At 64.7% G+C, this 16,348-nt stretch carries 12 protein-coding genes; 5 read left to right on the plus strand and 7 right to left on the minus strand.

What is annotated here, in order from left to right; all coding sequences use genetic code 11:
* Window positions 1–209: 209 nt before the first annotated feature.
* Complete coding sequence (locus tag XH80_RS13230) at window positions 210–944, minus strand: hypothetical protein (protein ID WP_271598947.1); 735 nt, start codon at window positions 942–944, stop codon at window positions 210–212.
* Between the two features lie 489 nt (window positions 945–1,433).
* Here XH80_RS13230 and gltB point away from each other — a divergent pair, with 489 nt between their 5' ends.
* Entirely contained in the window at window positions 1,434–6,167 is a 4,734-nt protein-coding gene (gene gltB / locus XH80_RS13235) for a glutamate synthase large subunit (protein WP_271598948.1), read from the plus strand.
* Between the two features lie 176 nt (window positions 6,168–6,343).
* Window positions 6,344–7,795, plus strand: a complete 1,452-nt coding sequence (locus tag XH80_RS13240) for a glutamate synthase subunit beta (RefSeq protein WP_271598949.1) — start codon at window positions 6,344–6,346, stop codon at window positions 7,793–7,795.
* A 117-nt stretch (window positions 7,796–7,912) separates the two neighbouring features.
* Here the strand turns inward: XH80_RS13240 and XH80_RS13245 are convergent, their stop codons facing one another.
* Window positions 7,913–9,658, minus strand: coding sequence for an outer membrane beta-barrel protein (locus XH80_RS13245; protein WP_271598950.1), 1,746 nt, complete (start codon window positions 9,656–9,658; stop codon window positions 7,913–7,915).
* A 194-nt stretch (window positions 9,659–9,852) separates the two neighbouring features.
* On the opposite strand from XH80_RS13245, the gene XH80_RS13250 reads away from it, so the two are divergent.
* Window positions 9,853–10,860: a KpsF/GutQ family sugar-phosphate isomerase gene (locus tag XH80_RS13250; protein ID WP_271598951.1), complete on the plus strand. Its 1,008-nt coding sequence runs from the start codon at window positions 9,853–9,855 to the stop codon at window positions 10,858–10,860.
* A gap of 128 nt (window positions 10,861–10,988) precedes the next feature.
* On the opposite strand, the gene XH80_RS13255 is transcribed toward XH80_RS13250, so the two are convergent.
* Window positions 10,989–11,540, minus strand: a complete 552-nt coding sequence (locus tag XH80_RS13255; protein WP_271598952.1) for a carboxymuconolactone decarboxylase family protein — start codon at window positions 11,538–11,540, stop codon at window positions 10,989–10,991.
* Window positions 11,541–11,610: 70 nt separating this feature from the next.
* Between XH80_RS13255 and XH80_RS13260 the strand changes: the two genes are divergently transcribed.
* Window positions 11,611–11,949 (plus strand): winged helix-turn-helix transcriptional regulator, encoded by a 339-nt coding sequence (locus XH80_RS13260; protein WP_271598953.1) that lies wholly within the window; start codon window positions 11,611–11,613, stop codon window positions 11,947–11,949.
* A 109-nt stretch (window positions 11,950–12,058) separates the two neighbouring features.
* On the opposite strand, the gene XH80_RS13265 is transcribed toward XH80_RS13260, so the two are convergent.
* The 4 genes from XH80_RS13265 to hemH all read right to left on the minus strand — a co-directional run bounded on the left by XH80_RS13265 (window position 12,059) and on the right by hemH (window position 15,782).
* Window positions 12,059–12,502, minus strand: coding sequence for an NfeD family protein (locus XH80_RS13265; RefSeq protein ID WP_271598954.1), 444 nt, complete (start codon window positions 12,500–12,502; stop codon window positions 12,059–12,061).
* Between the two features lie 25 nt (window positions 12,503–12,527).
* Window positions 12,528–13,529, minus strand: coding sequence for an SPFH domain-containing protein (locus XH80_RS13270; RefSeq protein WP_057752809.1), 1,002 nt, complete (start codon window positions 13,527–13,529; stop codon window positions 12,528–12,530).
* A 221-nt stretch (window positions 13,530–13,750) separates the two neighbouring features.
* On the minus strand, window positions 13,751–14,719 hold the full coding sequence (locus XH80_RS13275) for an ABC transporter substrate-binding protein (protein WP_271598955.1): 969 nt from the start codon (window positions 14,717–14,719) through the stop codon (window positions 13,751–13,753).
* A gap of 25 nt (window positions 14,720–14,744) precedes the next feature.
* On the minus strand, window positions 14,745–15,782 hold the full coding sequence (gene hemH / locus XH80_RS13280) for a ferrochelatase (RefSeq protein WP_271598956.1): 1,038 nt from the start codon (window positions 15,780–15,782) through the stop codon (window positions 14,745–14,747).
* An 82-nt stretch (window positions 15,783–15,864) separates the two neighbouring features.
* Here hemH and XH80_RS13285 point away from each other — a divergent pair, with 82 nt between their 5' ends.
* A complete protein-coding gene (locus XH80_RS13285) occupies window positions 15,865–16,263 on the plus strand; it encodes an MAPEG family protein (RefSeq protein WP_271598957.1) in 399 nt (132 codons plus the stop codon).
* Window positions 16,264–16,348: the final 85 nt, after the last annotated feature.

Raw genomic sequence — 16,348 nt, forward strand, 5'->3', positions numbered from 1 at the left:
AGTTGCGCTTCACTTCGCTCGCCGTGATCAGCTCACGATGGGACTTTCACCCATAAGAATGCGCCCATGCTGGGCGCACAATGCAAAAGGCGCCTGAGTGCTCAGGCGCCTTTCGTTTTGCCAACCTCCCTCCACGATGTCGCCCCGGGCCTAGTGCGCAATTGCGCACTAGGCCGGGACGACACCGATGGTGTGATGCGCAGCCTCGCCTAATCCAATCCTTGCACCGCCGGCATCTCCTGAGTCGGCAGGATCGTCGGAGCCGGCTTGGCCTGGCCCACGGTCGGCGCCGCCTCCGCGGGTTTTGCTTGCACGGTCGCGGTCTGCTGTGCGGGTTGGACCTGCGTCGCCTGCTCTGCAGGCTTGGCTGCCGCAACCGGCGTCTCGGCACGCTGCGGAGCCGCCTTCGGCAGCGGCACGGCGCGGCTGGCGACATGCGGGATCGAGGCAGGCGGGCGCGGCGGGCCGCCACGGACCATGGTCGGCGGCGGCAGTGCGCTTTGCGGCCGGTAAGGTGCCACCTGCGGCTCCTCATAGGCCGGCGCCATGCCATAGGCGTCAGCGGCCGGCATGAAGCGGATGATCCGGCCATCGCGGGCGTCGATCACGAGCCGGCCGTCGTCGCCGCGGCGGTCGATCACCGCGATGGTGTAGACCGCGCCGCGCAGGTGGGGGATGCCTGTTGGCGAGAAGCCGTTGTCGCGCAGCACGGCATAGACCTCCGTGGCCGGCAGCAGCGCCGGGCCCTCGCCGCGCTCCTCATAGCCATAGCCATAGCCGTAACGCGGTGGCGGCGCGGCCACCGGCGGGGCGTAGGGTCCGTCGAAATCCGAGACCGCGATATAGGCCCCGCCCGCGGCTCCCTTCGCCGAGACCTGGGCCTCCGCGGCATTTGCCACCAGCGCCAGCGCGGCGGCGGCCACACATCCTGTGAAAAACTTCATGGTCGGCACGCTCCTGTCAGGCCCCTGAATGGTCAGCGCTCTTTCGCTTCTTGCGGCGTGGTGCGCCTTTCGAAGGGCTGAGGTGAAGCTTCATTGGGGATTTCGGCGCCGCTTGGGCCGGATCGGGGCGCGTTTGCTTCAAAACGGGGGCCGCGCAACTTTTGGAAAGCGATCGATTGACTTATGAGGAATCGGGACTTCCGCGCGCTTGTGTGATAGACAAAAATTTGGCAAGGTGATGTTTAGGACAGGAAGACTGTCTCAATTTTGCTTGCGGTCCCGGCACAGGGATTGCAACGAAAGTCGGTGCTTCCGAGCACCATAAGGCAACAGGAAAAGCCGTTCTCGGGGACGAAGAACGCCTTGGCCTGAATTTAAGAAAATGCGGCTCGCAGCGGACGAGCGGTGACCCAGGCGGGTGCCGCGGAACGCCGAAGGTGCGCCGAAGATGGCGGTGAGGCAGCTTGCCGCATGGAGAGGATTGGAACAATGAACGGGTCGCAATTCGAGCGCGGAAACATCGTGGCAGAAGAGCTGTCGGCGACGGTCGCCTCGAAAACGACCGATCCGATTCAGGAGCACAATTCACGGCCCAAAGCCGAAGGCCTGTACGATCCGAGCCTGGAGAAGGACTCCTGCGGCGTCGGCTTCATCGCCAACATCAAGGGCAAGAAGTCGCACGAGATCGTCTCGGACGCGCTGAGCATCCTCTGCAACCTCGAGCACCGCGGCGCGGTCGGCGCCGACCCGCGCGCCGGTGACGGCGCCGGCATCCTGGTGCAGATCCCGCATGCCTTCTTCAGCCGCAAGGCCAAGGAGAACAAGTTCGAGCTGCCGGCGCCCGGTGAATACGCCATCGGTGCGCTGTTCATGCCGCGCGACACCGCCTGGCGCAACGTCATCAAGAGCATCATCGCCGACCAGATCAAGGCGGAAGGCCTGACCCTGCTCGGCTGGCGCGACGTGCCGACCGACAATTCCTCGCTCGGCGTCACCGTGAAGCCGACCGAGCCCGCCTGCATGCAGGTGTTCATCGGCCGCAACGGCGTCGCCAAGACCGAGGACGAGTTCGAGCGCCGGCTCTACATCCTGCGCAAGTCGATCTCGCAGGCGATCTACCAGCGCCGCGACCGCGGCCTCGCCGGCTATTACCCCTGCTCCATGTCCTGCCGCACCGTGATCTACAAGGGCATGTTCCTCGCCGACCAGCTCGGCAAGTACTATCCCGATTTGCACGAGAAGGATTTCGAGAGCGCGCTCGCGCTGGTTCACCAGCGCTTCTCGACCAACACCTTCCCGGCGTGGTCGCTGGCGCATCCCTATCGCATGATCGCGCATAACGGCGAGATCAACACGCTGCGCGGCAACACCAACTGGATGGCGGCGCGCCAGGCCTCGGTCAGCTCCGAGCTCTACGGCAAGGACATCAACCGGCTCTGGCCGATCTCTTACGAAGGCCAGTCGGACACCGCCTGCTTCGACAACGCGCTCGAATTCCTGGTGCAGGGCGGCTACTCGCTGCCGCATGCCGTCATGATGATGATCCCGGAGGCGTGGGCCGGCAATCCCTTGATGGATGAGAAGCGCCGCGCCTTCTACGAATATCACGCTGCCCTGATGGAGCCGTGGGACGGCCCCGCCGCGATCGCCTTCACCGACGGCCGCCAGATCGGCGCCACGCTCGACCGCAACGGCCTGCGGCCGGCGCGCTATCTCGTCACCAAGGACGACCGCATCGTGATGGCGTCCGAAATGGGCGTGCTGACGATCCCCGAGGACCAGATCATCACCAAGTGGCGCCTGCAGCCCGGCAAGATGCTGCTGGTCGACCTCGAGCAGGGCCGTCTCATTCCTGACGACGAGATCAAGGCCGAGCTCGCCAAGAGCCATCCCTACAAGGAGTGGCTGGAACGGACCCAGATCGTGCTGGAAGACCTGCCGAAGGTGCCGACCACAGGCGTGCGCTCGAACCTGTCGCTGCTCGATCGCCAGCAGGCGTTCGGCTACAGCCAGGAAGACATTTCCATCCTGATGACGCCGATGGCAGCCACCGGCGAGGAAGCCGCGGGCTCGATGGGCAACGACACGCCGATCTCGGCGCTGTCGGACAAGGCCAAGCCGCTATTCACCTATTTCAAGCAGAATTTTGCGCAGGTCACCAACCCGCCGATCGACCCGATCCGCGAGGAGCTGGTGATGAGCCTCGTCTCCATCATCGGACCGCGGCCGAACCTGTTCGATCTGCAGGGCCTTGCCACCACCAAGCGCCTGGAAGCGCGCCAGCCGATTCTGACCGACGCGGATCTCGAAAAGATCCGCTCGATCTCCGACGTGGCCGACACGCACTTCAAGTCGCGCACGCTGGATACCACCTTCCATGCCGGTCTCGGCGCGGCCGGGATGGACCAGGTGCTCGATGAGCTCTGCGCGCGCGCCGAGGCCGCCGTGCGCGAGGGCGTCAATATCATCATCCTGTCCGACCGCATGGTCGGCACGGACCGGGTTCCGATCCCGTCGCTGCTGGCCTGCGCCTCCGTGCATCATCATTTGATCCGCACGGGCCTGCGCACCTCGGTCGGTCTGGTCGTCGAATCCGGCGAGCCGCGCGAGGTGCATCACTTCGCGTGCCTTGCCGGCTACGGCGCCGAAGCGATCAATCCTTACCTCGCGTTCGAAACCATCATCGCGATGAAGGACCGCCTGCCCGGCTCGCTCGACGACTACGAGATCGTCAAGCGCTACATCAAGTCGATCGGCAAGGGCCTGCTGAAGGTGATGTCCAAGATGGGCATCTCGACCTACCAGTCCTATTGCGGCGCGCAGATTTTTGACGCGGTCGGCCTCAAGGCCGATTTCGTCGGAAAATTCTTCGCCGGCACGCATACCCGCGTCGAAGGCGTCGGCCTTGCCGAGATTGCCGAGGAAGCCGTGCGCCGTCATGCCGACGCCTTCGGCGAGGCGCTGGTCTACAAGAACGCGCTCGATGTCGGCGGCGAATACGCCTACCGCAGCCGCGGCGAGGACCATGCCTGGACCGCCGAGTCGGTCTCGCTGCTCCAGCACGCCGCGCGCGGCAATTCGCAGGAGCGCTATCGTGCCTTCGCCAAGATCCTGAACGAGCAGTCCGAGCGCCTGCTGACGCTGCGCGGCCTGTTCCGGATCAAGAACGCGGAGGAAGAGAAGCGCAAGCCGATCCCGATCGAGCAGGTCGAGCCGGCCAAGGACATCGTCAGGCGCTTCGCCACCGGTGCGATGAGCTTCGGCTCGATCTCGCGCGAGGCGCACACGACGCTCGCGATCGCCATGAACCGGATCGGCGGCAAGTCGAACACCGGTGAAGGCGGCGAGGAAGCCGACCGTTTCAAGCCGATGCCGAACGGCGATTCCATGCGTTCGGCGATCAAGCAGGTCGCCTCGGGCCGCTTCGGCGTCACCACGGAGTATCTCGTCAACTCCGACATGATGCAGATCAAGATGGCGCAGGGTGCCAAGCCCGGCGAAGGCGGCCAGCTGCCCGGCCACAAGGTCGACGCGACCATCGCCAAAGTGCGTCACTCGACCCCGGGCGTCGGCCTGATCTCGCCGCCGCCGCACCACGACATCTACTCGATCGAGGATCTGGCGCAGCTGATCTATGACCTCAAGAACGTCAACCCGACGGGTGACGTTTCGGTCAAGCTGGTCTCCGAGATCGGCGTCGGCACGGTGGCCGCAGGCGTTGCCAAGGCGCGCGCCGACCATGTCACCATCGCGGGCTTCGAGGGCGGCACCGGCGCATCGCCGCTGACCTCGATCAAGCACGCCGGCAGCCCCTGGGAAATCGGCCTTGCCGAAACCCACCAGACGCTGGTGCGCGAGCAGCTGCGCAGCCGTATCGTGGTCCAGGTCGACGGCGGCTTCCGCACCGGGCGTGACGTCGTGATCGGCGCGCTGCTCGGCGCCGACGAGTTCGGCTTCGCCACCGCACCCTTGATCGCGGCCGGCTGCATCATGATGCGCAAGTGCCATCTCAACACCTGCCCGGTCGGCGTCGCGACGCAGGATCCCGTCCTGCGCAAGCGCTTCACCGGCCAGCCCGAGCACGTGATCAACTACTTCTTCTTCGTCGCGGAGGAAGTCCGCGAGATCATGGCCTCGCTCGGCTTCCGCACCTTCAACGAGATGGTCGGCCAGGTTCAGCTGCTCGACCAGACCAGGCTGGTGGCGCACTGGAAGGCCAAGGGCCTCGACTTCTCCAAGCTGTTCGTCAAGCAGAAGGAAGAGAAGGGCCAGAAGATCTATCACTCCGAGCGCCAGAACCATCATCTGGAGGCGGTGCTCGATCGCTCGCTGATCGCGCAGGCGCAGCCTTCGCTCGACCGCGGCGCGCCGGTCAGAATCGAGGCTGCGATCAACAGCACCAACCGCTCCGCGGGTGCGATGCTGTCGGGCGCGGTCGCCAAGATCTACGGCCATGCCGGCCTGCCGCATGACACCATCCATGTCAGCCTCAAGGGCACCGCCGGCCAGGCGTTCGGGGCGTGGCTCGCTCATGGCGTCACCTTCGAGCTCGAAGGCGAAGCCAACGACTATGTCGGCAAGGGCCTGTCGGGCGGCAAGATCATCGTCAAGCCGCCGAAGAACTCCGCCATCGTGCCGGAAGAGAGCATCATCGTCGGCAACACCGTGATGTACGGCGCGATCGAGGGTGAGTGCTACTTCCGCGGCGTCGCCGGCGAGCGCTTTGCCGTGCGCAACTCGGGCGCGGTCGCCGTGGTCGAAGGCGCCGGCGATCATTGCTGCGAATACATGACCGGCGGCATCGTGGTCGTGCTTGGCAAGACCGGGCGCAACTTTGCGGCGGGCATGTCCGGCGGCATCGCCTACGTGCTCGACGAGACCGGCGAGTTCGACAAGCTGTGCAATCTCAGCATGGTCGAGCTCGAGCCGGTGTTGTCCGAAGAGCTGATCAACGCCGGCACCTATCACCATGCCGGGGACCTCGAAGCACACGGCCGGGTCGACGTGTTCCAGAACCTGCTCGCCTCCGACGTCGAGAGGCTGCACGTCCTGATCACGCGCCATGCCAAGGCGACCGGCTCCGAGCGTGCGGCCGATATCCTTGCCAATTGGAAGGAATGGCTGCCGAAATTCCGCAAGGTGATGCCGGTCGAGTACCGGCGCGCGCTGCGCGAAATGGCGGCCAACGCGGACGCCGAGCCGAAAATCGCGATCGGGGCGTAAGGCATCACACCCCATCATTGCGAGCGCAGCGAAGCAATCCAGAAACTCTCCGCGGAAACAGACTGGATTGCTTCGTCGCTACAGTGCAAAATTGCCTAGCAATTTTGTCACGACCTCCTCGCAATGACGACGAGCAAGAAACAGAACGAATTTAAGCGGCAGGGACTTCGGGTTTAATGGGCAAGATCACGGGTTTTCTCGAAATCGAACGGCACGATCGCAAGTACACCCCGGTCGTCGAGCGCGTGAAGCATTACAAAGAATTCGTCGTTCCCTTGACCGAAAGGGAAACGCGCGACCAGGCCGCGCGCTGCATGAATTGCGGCATTCCCTATTGCCACGGCACCGGCTCGGTCGCGCCGGGCACGCCCGGCTGTCCGGTCAACAACCAGATCCCTGACTTCAACGACCTCGTCTATCAGGGCAACTGGGAAGAAGCCTCGCGCAACCTGCACTCGACCAACAATTTTCCGGAGTTCACCGGCCGCATTTGTCCTGCGCCGTGCGAAGCGTCCTGCACGCTCAACATCGACGACAACCCTGTCACCATCAAGACCATCGAATGCGCGATCGTCGACCGCGCCTGGGACAATGGCTGGCTGAAGCCTGAGATCGCTGCGGTCAAGACCGGCAAGAAGGTCGCGGTGATCGGCTCCGGCCCGGCCGGCATGGCCTGCGCCCAGCAGCTCGCGCGCGCCGGCCACGACGTGCATGTCTACGAGAAGTACGCCAAGGCCGGCGGGCTGCTGCGCTATGGCATCCCCGACTTCAAGATGGAGAAGGGCATCATCGACCGTCGCGTCAAGCAGATGGAAGCCGAAGGCGTCACCTTCCACTACAACAGCCATGTCGGCGCGGCCGGCAATGTCGATCCGCGCGAGATGCTCAACGAGTATGACGCGGTGGCGCTGACCGGCGGTGCCGAAGCTCCGCGCGATCTGCCGATTCCCGACCGCGAGCTCGACGGCATCCACTACGCGATGGACTTCCTGCCGCAGCAGAACCGCCGCGTCTCCGAGGAGCCGCTGAACGGCGTCAAGGAGATCTTGGCCGGCGGCAAGCATGTCGTCGTCATCGGCGGCGGCGACACCGGATCCGACTGCATCGGCACCTCGCTGCGCCAGGGCGCGCTGTCGGTGACCCAGCTCGAGATCATGCCCGCCCCGCCCGAGCGCGAGAACAAGGCCCTGACCTGGCCGAACTGGCCGCTGAAGATGCGCACGTCCTCGAGCCAGGCCGAAGGCGCGATCCGCGAATACGCCGTGCTGACGCAGAAGTTTTCCGGCGAGAACGGCAAGGTCAAGAAGCTGCACTGCGTCCGCGTCGACGACAAGTTCAAGCCGATCGAAGGCACCGAGTTCGAACTCGACGCCGAGCTGGTGCTGCTCGCGATGGGCTTCGTCCATCCCGTGCACGAGGGCCTCTTGAAGCAGCTCGCAGTCGATCTCGACCCGCGCGGCAACGTCAAGGCCAACACGCTCGACTACCAGACCTCGCGCCCGAACGTGTTCTCCGCCGGCGACATGAGGCGTGGGCAATCGCTGGTGGTGTGGGCGATCCGTGAGGGTCGACTTTGTGCCAGGTCGATCGATACGTTCCTGATGGGGAAGACGGATCTGCCGCGGTAGGTTTCGTCATTCCGGGGCGCGCGAAGCGCGAGCCCGGAATCCATTTATCCGCGAACACTGAGGCCTGATGGATTCCGGGTTCGCGCCAAGTGGCGCGCCCCGGAATGACGAGCGGAGCTAATTCTGCAGCTTCACCCCCAGCATCGCCACCGTGCCCTGCGAGCTCGACCCCGGCTGGTTCGAATCCAGGATGTCGTGGCGCAGCGTGCCCTTGATCCAGATGTTGCGGTTGAGCTTGTAGATCAAATTGCCTTCGAGCGAGTAGGTCTTGTCGTTGCGATTCTGGCCCTGGTAGTCGTAGGTGCCGTAGGTGAACTTGCCGATCGCGGTGAGCCAGCGGCGGAAATCGTGGTCGACTTCGGCGGCATAGGTGTGCACCAGCACGCCGGAGGAACCGGGGATGGTGGTTTCCGCGATCTGCGTGTCGGTGTTGAACTTCACCGTCGTCAGCCCGCTGGCGTTCCAGATCAGCGAGCCCGAGGTGAGGAAGCCCGAGAGCTGGCTCAGGCGCGGGTCGACATAGTTGCGCGCGGAATAGCCGACCGAGACTTCGCCGGTGAGGATACGCGAGAACTCGAAGGACGAGCCGATCTTGGCGTAGCCGCCGTTTGAATCGCGCAAGTAACCGTTGCGGTCGGCCGCCTGGTCGTGGACGCGGTTGTCGCCCTCGATCTCGACGAAGGGTTTCAGGCCCGGCTTGAGCTCGTAGGAGAAGCGGCCGACGCCGCCATACTGGTTGAAGTCGCGGTCGTCATTGCTGAAGGTCGAGCCGTCGGTGAGCTTTGAATCGGTGTAGGCGGTGCGATCGATCGTGGCGCCGGCGGCGACCTGGAAGCGATTGAAGGCCTGGTCGAAGCCGAAGGTGCCGCCATAGGTGGCGTAGACAGGATATTTCTGTAGGCCCGCCTGCACGTTCGGGCTGCCGGGATTGTCGGTGGCGAGCCGCAGCCGCAGCTGCGAGGTCAGCTTGAGATCGCGGTCGACGTCGTAGCGGCCGTCGACATGGCCGATGAAATCGGGGCGGTTGATCTCGACCGGCGAGGGCGAGGGAAGCCCGTCGATCGTCGCCGGCATATTGTTGGTGTAGCCGGAGAACGAGCCGCGCAAATCGGCGACCAGCGCGTGGCGCTCCCAGTCGGATATGACAAGAAGATCCGGCGCGACGACGTAGACAGGCGAGCCGACCGGCTTGCTGAGACGCGCGGGATTGGTGTCATAGCCGGTGGAGAGCTCGAGCCCGCCCTTGATCAGAAAACTGCCGGCGTAGTCGCCGACCGCGCCGAACGCATCGTCGTCGACCTTGAGGCGGCGGCGCAGCGGCTGGCCGGGCACGACACCGGCCATCGCCGGCGGCAGCGGCGTCTTGTGCGCGGTCTCCGACGGCGGCGGCGCAATGCGCGGCGGTCCCAGCGTGGAGACCGCCGGCGTTGCAGCTGGCACCGGCGAGCCGGGGCCGGCGGGCTTCTTCGGCTTCAGCTGGCCCGGATAGAGTTTTGGTTGCTGGCGCTTGCGATTGAGCGAGTCGTAGCCCGAGCTGCTCGCGCCGTTCGCGGCGGGCAGCCCGTAGCTGGGCACCTGACCGACGCGCGACGTCGCCGGCGCATCGCTTTTCTTGCGCGGATCGCCGTTGGGATCCGGCGGCTGCGGGACCGCGTCCGACGGCGCCTGCAAGACGCCCGCCGTGCGGCGCATCGGCAGCGCGTCAGGCGCCACGAAGCCGCCGCGGCTGGGATTGAAAAGATCGGGCGTGAGGCTCTGGGCCGCCACTGGTGAGCTTTCCAGCGCTGATAGCAGCAGGCACGGCAAGGCAGCGCGGAAAGCGCACGCGCTGCGGCTCCGGCCCCTGCCTGGAGGCGACCCCACGATAAAATAACTCCAACAAAATCAAATACTTCAACGACGGCTTTCCGCCGGTGCGGGGGAACCATCGTTAATGGAGTTAAAACAATTATGGTTAATGACCCGTTGCGGGCTTTGGCGCCCGCGTCGCCTGATCGGCCGGGGCGTGCTAAGGAGGCGGCCACTGGGCCGACGCCCCTCCTCCCTGGACCTTGTCTATGCCGAGTTCGAAACCGCTGATGACCTCCTCATCCGGCCCCACCCCTACATCCGTTGAATCCGCGCTCCGCACGCTGGAGACCGAGAGCGGCGGCATCAACGCGCTTGCGGCCGCGCTGCGCGGCCCGCTCGGCGAGCCGTTCGCGAAAGCGGTCGACCTGATCCGCAACGCCAAGGGCCGCGTCATCGTCACCGGTCTCGGCAAGTCCGGCCACATGGCCCGCAAGATCGCGGCGACCCTGGCCTCGACAGGCACACCGGCCTTCTTCGTCCACACCGCGGAAGCCGCCCATGGCGACCTCGGCATGATCACCGCCGACGACGTCATCATGGCGCTGTCCTGGTCCGGCGAGCAGCCGGAGATGAAGACGCTGGTGAACTACTCGGCGCGCTTTGCGATCCCGATGATCGCGGTGACGTCGAACGCAGCGTCCTCGCTCGGCCAGGCCGCCGACATCGTCATCGAGCTGCCGAAGGCGCGCGAGGCCTGCCCGCACAATCTGGCGCCGACCACCTCGACCATGATGCAGGTCGCGATCGGCGATGCCATCGCGATTGCGCTGCTCGAGGGCCGCGGCTTCACTGCGCTGGAATTCGCGCATTTCCATCCCGGCGGCAAGCTCGGCGCCATGCTGAAATTCGTCCGCGACTACATGCGCACCGGCGCCGAAATCCCGGTCAAGCCGCTCGGCACCAAAATGTCGGACGCGGTGATGGAGATGTCGGCCAAGGGCTTGGGCTGTGTCTGCATCGTCAATGACGCCAACGAGGCGATCGGCATCATCACCGACGGCGATCTGCGCCGCCACATGCGGCCGGACCTTTTGACCGCGTCGGTCGACGAGATCATGACCAGGCAGCCCAAGACCGTGCCGCCCTCGATGCTGGCGACGGAGATGATCGAGGTGCTGAACACGCGCAAGATCACGACGCTTGTGGTGACCGAGGCGGACAAGGTGGTCGGTATCGTGCATCTGCACGATCTGCTACGGGCGGGCGTGGCGTAAGGCTTCCGCTCTCTCCACTCGTCATTCCGGGGCGCGCCCCCTTGGGCGCGAGCCCGGAATCCATCATGCCGCGGAGTTTGTCGCTCTATGGATTCCGGGCTCGCGCTTCGCGCGCCCCGGAATGACAACTACCCCGGAAACCGCGCCGCCTTCTCTTCCAGCGGCAATCGCAGCCCGTTCGCCAGATACGAGACGGTACGATAAGAGCCGCACAGCAACATGATCTCCAGGATCTGCGCCTCGTCGTAATGCGCCGACAGTGCCGCGAACTCGGCGTCGGTGAACGTCGCGCTTGTGTGCAGCGCATCCACGGCGGCGATCAGGGCCCGCTCGGCAGGTGACCAGCAGGATGAGCTCGCATCGCCCTCGACCGTCGCACGGACCTCATCCTCGGTGAGTTTTGCCGGCGCGGCAAAGACCGCGACATGGACGCCCCATTCATATTCGCATCTGTTCAGCGCGCAGGTGCGGTCGATGACGATCTCGCGCTCTCGCAACGATAACGGGCCGGGATCGAGCAGGCCGCCGGCGCGAAACTTGTCCCAGGCGCGACCATGGCCCGCCATCACCCGAAACAACATCAGCGGCGGCGCGCCGCGCATGATGCGATCGAACTGCGCCTGGATCTCCGGTGGATAAGGCGGCGTGAGCGGGGCGATACGCGGAGCCGGGGATGACATGGACGTCCTATTTGCTACAGATAATGTAGCATGACGCTACATTATCTGTAGCAAATCGCAAGAGGGTAGGATGGCGAAACAGACGGGCTCGGGGGACCGCCGCGTGCGCGGCTCGCGCACCGGGCGGCCGATCATGGTGCTGCTCGATCTGCTGGGGCGGCGCTGGGCTTTGCGGATCCTGTGGGAGTTGCGCGAAAAACCCCTCACCTCGCGTGCGTTGCGCACGGCCTGCGACGAGGCTTCGCCGACAGTGCTGCAGGCGCGGCTGACGGAACTGCGCGAGGCGGGGTTTGTCGAGCTCGGTGACGGCGGCGGTTATGGATTGACGGCGCTCGGACGCGAGCTGGGCGAGATGGTCATGCCGCTGCACCGGTTTGCGGAGAGGTGGCGAAGCAAGAGCGGTGCCTGAGTCTGGCGCTCCATCCGCAAGCTCGTCATTGCGACCGCAGCAAAGCAATCCAGAGTCTTTCCGCGGAGACAGTCTGGATTGCTTCGCTTGCGCTCGCAATGACGGCGGCTCACGCCGCCGCCACCGTCAGGTTGGCACCATCCACCTGCACCACCTTCACCCGCGTGCCTGCCGGCGTATCCGGGCCTGCGACGCGCCACACCGTATCGCCGATGCGCACGGTGCCGTTGCCGTCGATGATCGGCTTCTCCAGCGTGAACTCACGGCCGAGCAGTGCCTCGGTTCGCCTGTTGAGGAAGGGACTGGCACTGTCATCCGGCTTCGGCCGGGCGAGCCGGCGCCAGACCGGCACGGCGGCCGCTGCGAACACCGCGAACATCACCAGCTGGATCTGCCAGGAGATCACTGTAACGAACGAGATCAGGCCGACCAAAAGCGCGGCAAGCCCGAGCCAGAACAGGAACACGCCCGGCGCGACCACCTCCAACGCCATCAGGATGAAGCCGAAGATCAGCCAGTTCCAGGTGCCGAGCGATACGAACATGTCAGTCATGACACAACCTCTCTCAATGCTGCCTTCACGGCACCGCCGGTGGAGTCGGCGGCGTCGGACCTGACGGCGGCACCGAACCGCCGCGACGGGCCGCAGCGACCGCCGACGCAGCACTTTCTCCGAACGTTGCCTTGGCGATCTCGCCGATGCCGGCGAGCGAGCCGAGCATGCTGGTCGCCTCCATCGGCAGCATGATGATCTTCTGGTTCGGCGCCTCCGCGAACTGGCCGAACGCCTTGATGTATTTATCGGCGATAAAGTAGTTCAGCGCCGCGACGTCACCCTTGGCGATGGCCTCACTGACCATTTGCGTCGCCTTGGCCTCGGCCTCGGCGGACCGCTCACGCGCTTCGGCGTCGCGAAACGCCGCTTCCTTGCGGCCTTCGGCCTGGAGAATCTGGCCCTGCTTGGCGCCCTCGGCGCGCAGGATCTCGGACTGGCGCTGGCCTTCGGCGGCGAGAATGTCGGCGCGCTTGACGCGCTCGGCCTTCATCTGCCGGCCCATGGCCTCGACGAGGTCGGCGGGCGGCACGATGTCCTTGATCTCGATGCGGTTGACCTTGACGCCCCAGGGCGAGACCGCGGCGTCGACGACGCGCAAGAGGCGCTCGTTGATCTCGTCGCGATGCGACAGCACCTGGTCGAGATCCATCGAGCCCATCACCGAGCGGATGTTGGTCATGGTGAGCACCGTGATGGCCTGGTTGAGGTTGGCGACCTCGTAGCTGGCCTTCGCCGCGTCGAACACCTGATAGAAGGCGACGCCGTCCACCGTCACGGTGGCGTTGTCCTTGGTGATGACCTCCTGCTCGGGAATGTCTATCACCTGCTCCATCATGTTGATCTTGCGCCCGACACGATCGAAATAGGGCACGATCAGATTGAGCCCGGGGCTCAGCGTCTGCGTGTATTTGCCGAACCGCTCGATGGTCCAGTCATAGCCCTGTGGCACCGTCTTCACGCCGGCAATCAGCGTGATGATGACGAGCAACACCAGAACAATCGCAAAAATATCGAAACCGCTCATATCTCCTCCAAGGCGGGAAAGAAGCCGGGAAACAGGCCCTTCCCGCGCTGTCATTGGTCGGGATCGGCACCCTACCGGTTCAGCGGCCGCTTTTCACGTCGGCATCGGTGCCTTTCCGCACAAGACGCCAGATGCACGAACGGTCTCGATTATGTATTTTCGAAGGGCTCTTGAAAGCGCCACGGCGCAGACCTACCGGCAAAAATTAACAAATAGCGACGCTACTCGATGACCTCGTTCGCGATTGCGAGCAGGCCGGGGGGAAGCGTGACGCCAATCGCCCTGGCCGTTTTGAGATTGATCGCCAGCTCGAACTTGGTCGGATTCTGGACCGGGAGGTCGGCCGGTAAGGCACCCTTCAGAATGCGATCGATATAGCCCGCCGCGCGTCGGAGCTGCTCGGCACTGTCCGTGCTGTAGGACATCAGCCCGCCCTCATCGACAAAGGCGCGGATGCAAAACACAGCCGGGAGATGCGCCTGCTCAATCGCCGCTAGCAGCGGCGCGCGGTTCGCGATGGCGAAGAAGTCAGGCAGGACGAGGAAACCGCCATCCTTGCGCGCGGCCAGCGTGGCGATCGAAGCGACATCATGCACCGGCGCAGGCTCGATCGTCACATGCAGCGTCGGTGCGGCCTCCTCGAGCGTATGCAGCATCAGCGTCGCGAATGGCGCGGTGGCAGGATTGTAGACGACGAAGGCACGGGAGACCTTTGGCGTGACCTGCGTCAGCATCTCCAGCCATTTGCCGGCGAGCGGACCGTCGTAATCAGTGAATCCGGTGATGTTGCCGCCGGGATGGGCGAGGTTCTGGACAAGGCCCTGGCTGACCGGATCGGTGACCACCGCAAACACGATCGGGATCGTCGTGGTGCGCCGGCGCAGCTCCTCCACCGACGGCGTGCCGAGCGCGAGCAGGATGTCGGGCTTAAGCGCGATCAGCTCGTCGGCAAGCTGCGCGAGACGCGTCCGATCGCCGGCGCTGCTGCGCCAGTCGATCCTGAGATTGTCCTCTCCCTTCCAGCCATGAGCGGCCAGCGCCTCGACGAGGTTGGCCTGACCGATCACCTCATCAGCTGATGTGACCGAGAGCACCCCGAGCCGGCGTTGCGCGGCCGGCTGCTGGGCCGGCGCGGAGGCCGGCCATGCCGCGATCGTTCCCAGAAGCGCCAGACAGTCGCGGCGGTTCATGAAACGCTCCCTGGAGCCAGGCATGTTAGATCCAGCCCTGCAGCTCGCGCAGCACCAGCGTTCGGATCACGTCCATTCCAGGATCGCTGTCGTTCAGGCAGGGGATCGCGGAAAACTGCTCGCCGCCATTGTGCCTGAAGATCTCGGCATTCTCCTGCGCGATCTCCTCCAGCGTCTCCAGGCAGTCGGCGGAGAAACCCGGCGTCACCACCGCGATACGGCGCACGCCTTCTTTCGCCAGCCGCTCCATCGTCTTGTCGGTGTAGGGCTGCAGCCACTCGTCATTGCCGAAGCGCGACTGGAAGGTCAGCAGCAGTTTTGTCTCATCCATACCGAGCCGGCGACGCAGCGCCTGCGTCGTCGCGATGCATTGCCTTTGATAGGGATCGCCCTTGTCGACATAGGCCTTCGGCATGCCGTGAAAGGACGCGACGATCAGCTCGGGCCTGAAGGACAAATTCGCCAGATGGGTCTCGATCGAGACGGCGAGCGCCTCGATATAGGCTTCGTCCTCGTAGTAAGGCGGCGTCACCCGCAATGTCGGCTGGTTGCGCAGGCTGGCGAGCACGCGGAACACTTCGTCGCAGACGGTCGCCGAGGTCGAAGCGGAATATTGCGGATAGAGCGGCACGGCGAGAATGCGCTCACATCCCTTTGCGATCAGCGCATCGATCCCCGCCTTGATCGAGGGATTGCCGTAGCGCATCGCCCAATCCACCACGACATGCGCGCGATCCGACAGCGCGGCGGCGAGCTTGCCCGCTTGCGACCGCGTGATGGTCTTCAGCGGCGACTCGTTCTTCTCGACGTTCCATATCTTCTGGTAGTCGAGCGCCTTGGTGCGGGGGCGGCTGCGCAGGATGATGCCGTTCAGCACGGCTTTCCAGATCAGGCCCTGGTCCTCGATGACGCGGGCGTCCGACAGGAATTCCTTCAGATACACCCTCACGCCGGCGGCGTCGGCCGTATCGGGCGTGCCGAGATTTATCAGCAGCACACCGACGCGGGGCTGGCTGGGTTGAACGGTCGGCTTCGCTGAAACGAGGGGGGCCAGGGTCGTCATGTCCAGTTGCGTCGCGCGTTGCTCCGAACTTGTCAAGATGAGCCCGGTTTCGCTAGGGTCCGCCACAAGCGGGGGAGGGAAGATGACGCTCGCGGAATGGTGCGTTCTCGGAGCGCTGCTGCTCTATCTCTTAACGATCGTCTCGATCAAATGGATCAGGTTTCGCGGCTTCGACAATTCCCGGCCGCGCGATCCGGCCTTTTACCAAGACGCCATCTCGCAGCGCGCGCTCGGCGCGCACCAGAACGGCATCGAGACCTTCCCGTTCTTCGCCTTCGCCGTCCTGCTCGCAGAATTTCGTGACTCCCCGCAGCGCCTGATCGACGAGCTCGCAGTGCTGTTCCTGATCGTGCGGGTCGCCTATGTGCTGACCTATCTCGGCAACCGGCCGACCCTCCGCTCCATCCTCTGGAGCGTCGGTTTTGCACTCAACCTGGCGATCTTCCTCATGCCGATGTTGAAGCGGTTTTTGCCGGGGTGAGTTGCACGGCTCCCCTAAACCGTCATCCCCGCGCAACGGCGAAGCCGTTGTCGCTGGAGGCACGAGCCCCGCGGTGCAACGCACC

Source organism: Bradyrhizobium sp. CCBAU 45384 (assembly GCF_028128665.1).
Lineage (GTDB): Bacteria > Pseudomonadota > Alphaproteobacteria > Rhizobiales > Xanthobacteraceae > Bradyrhizobium > Bradyrhizobium manausense.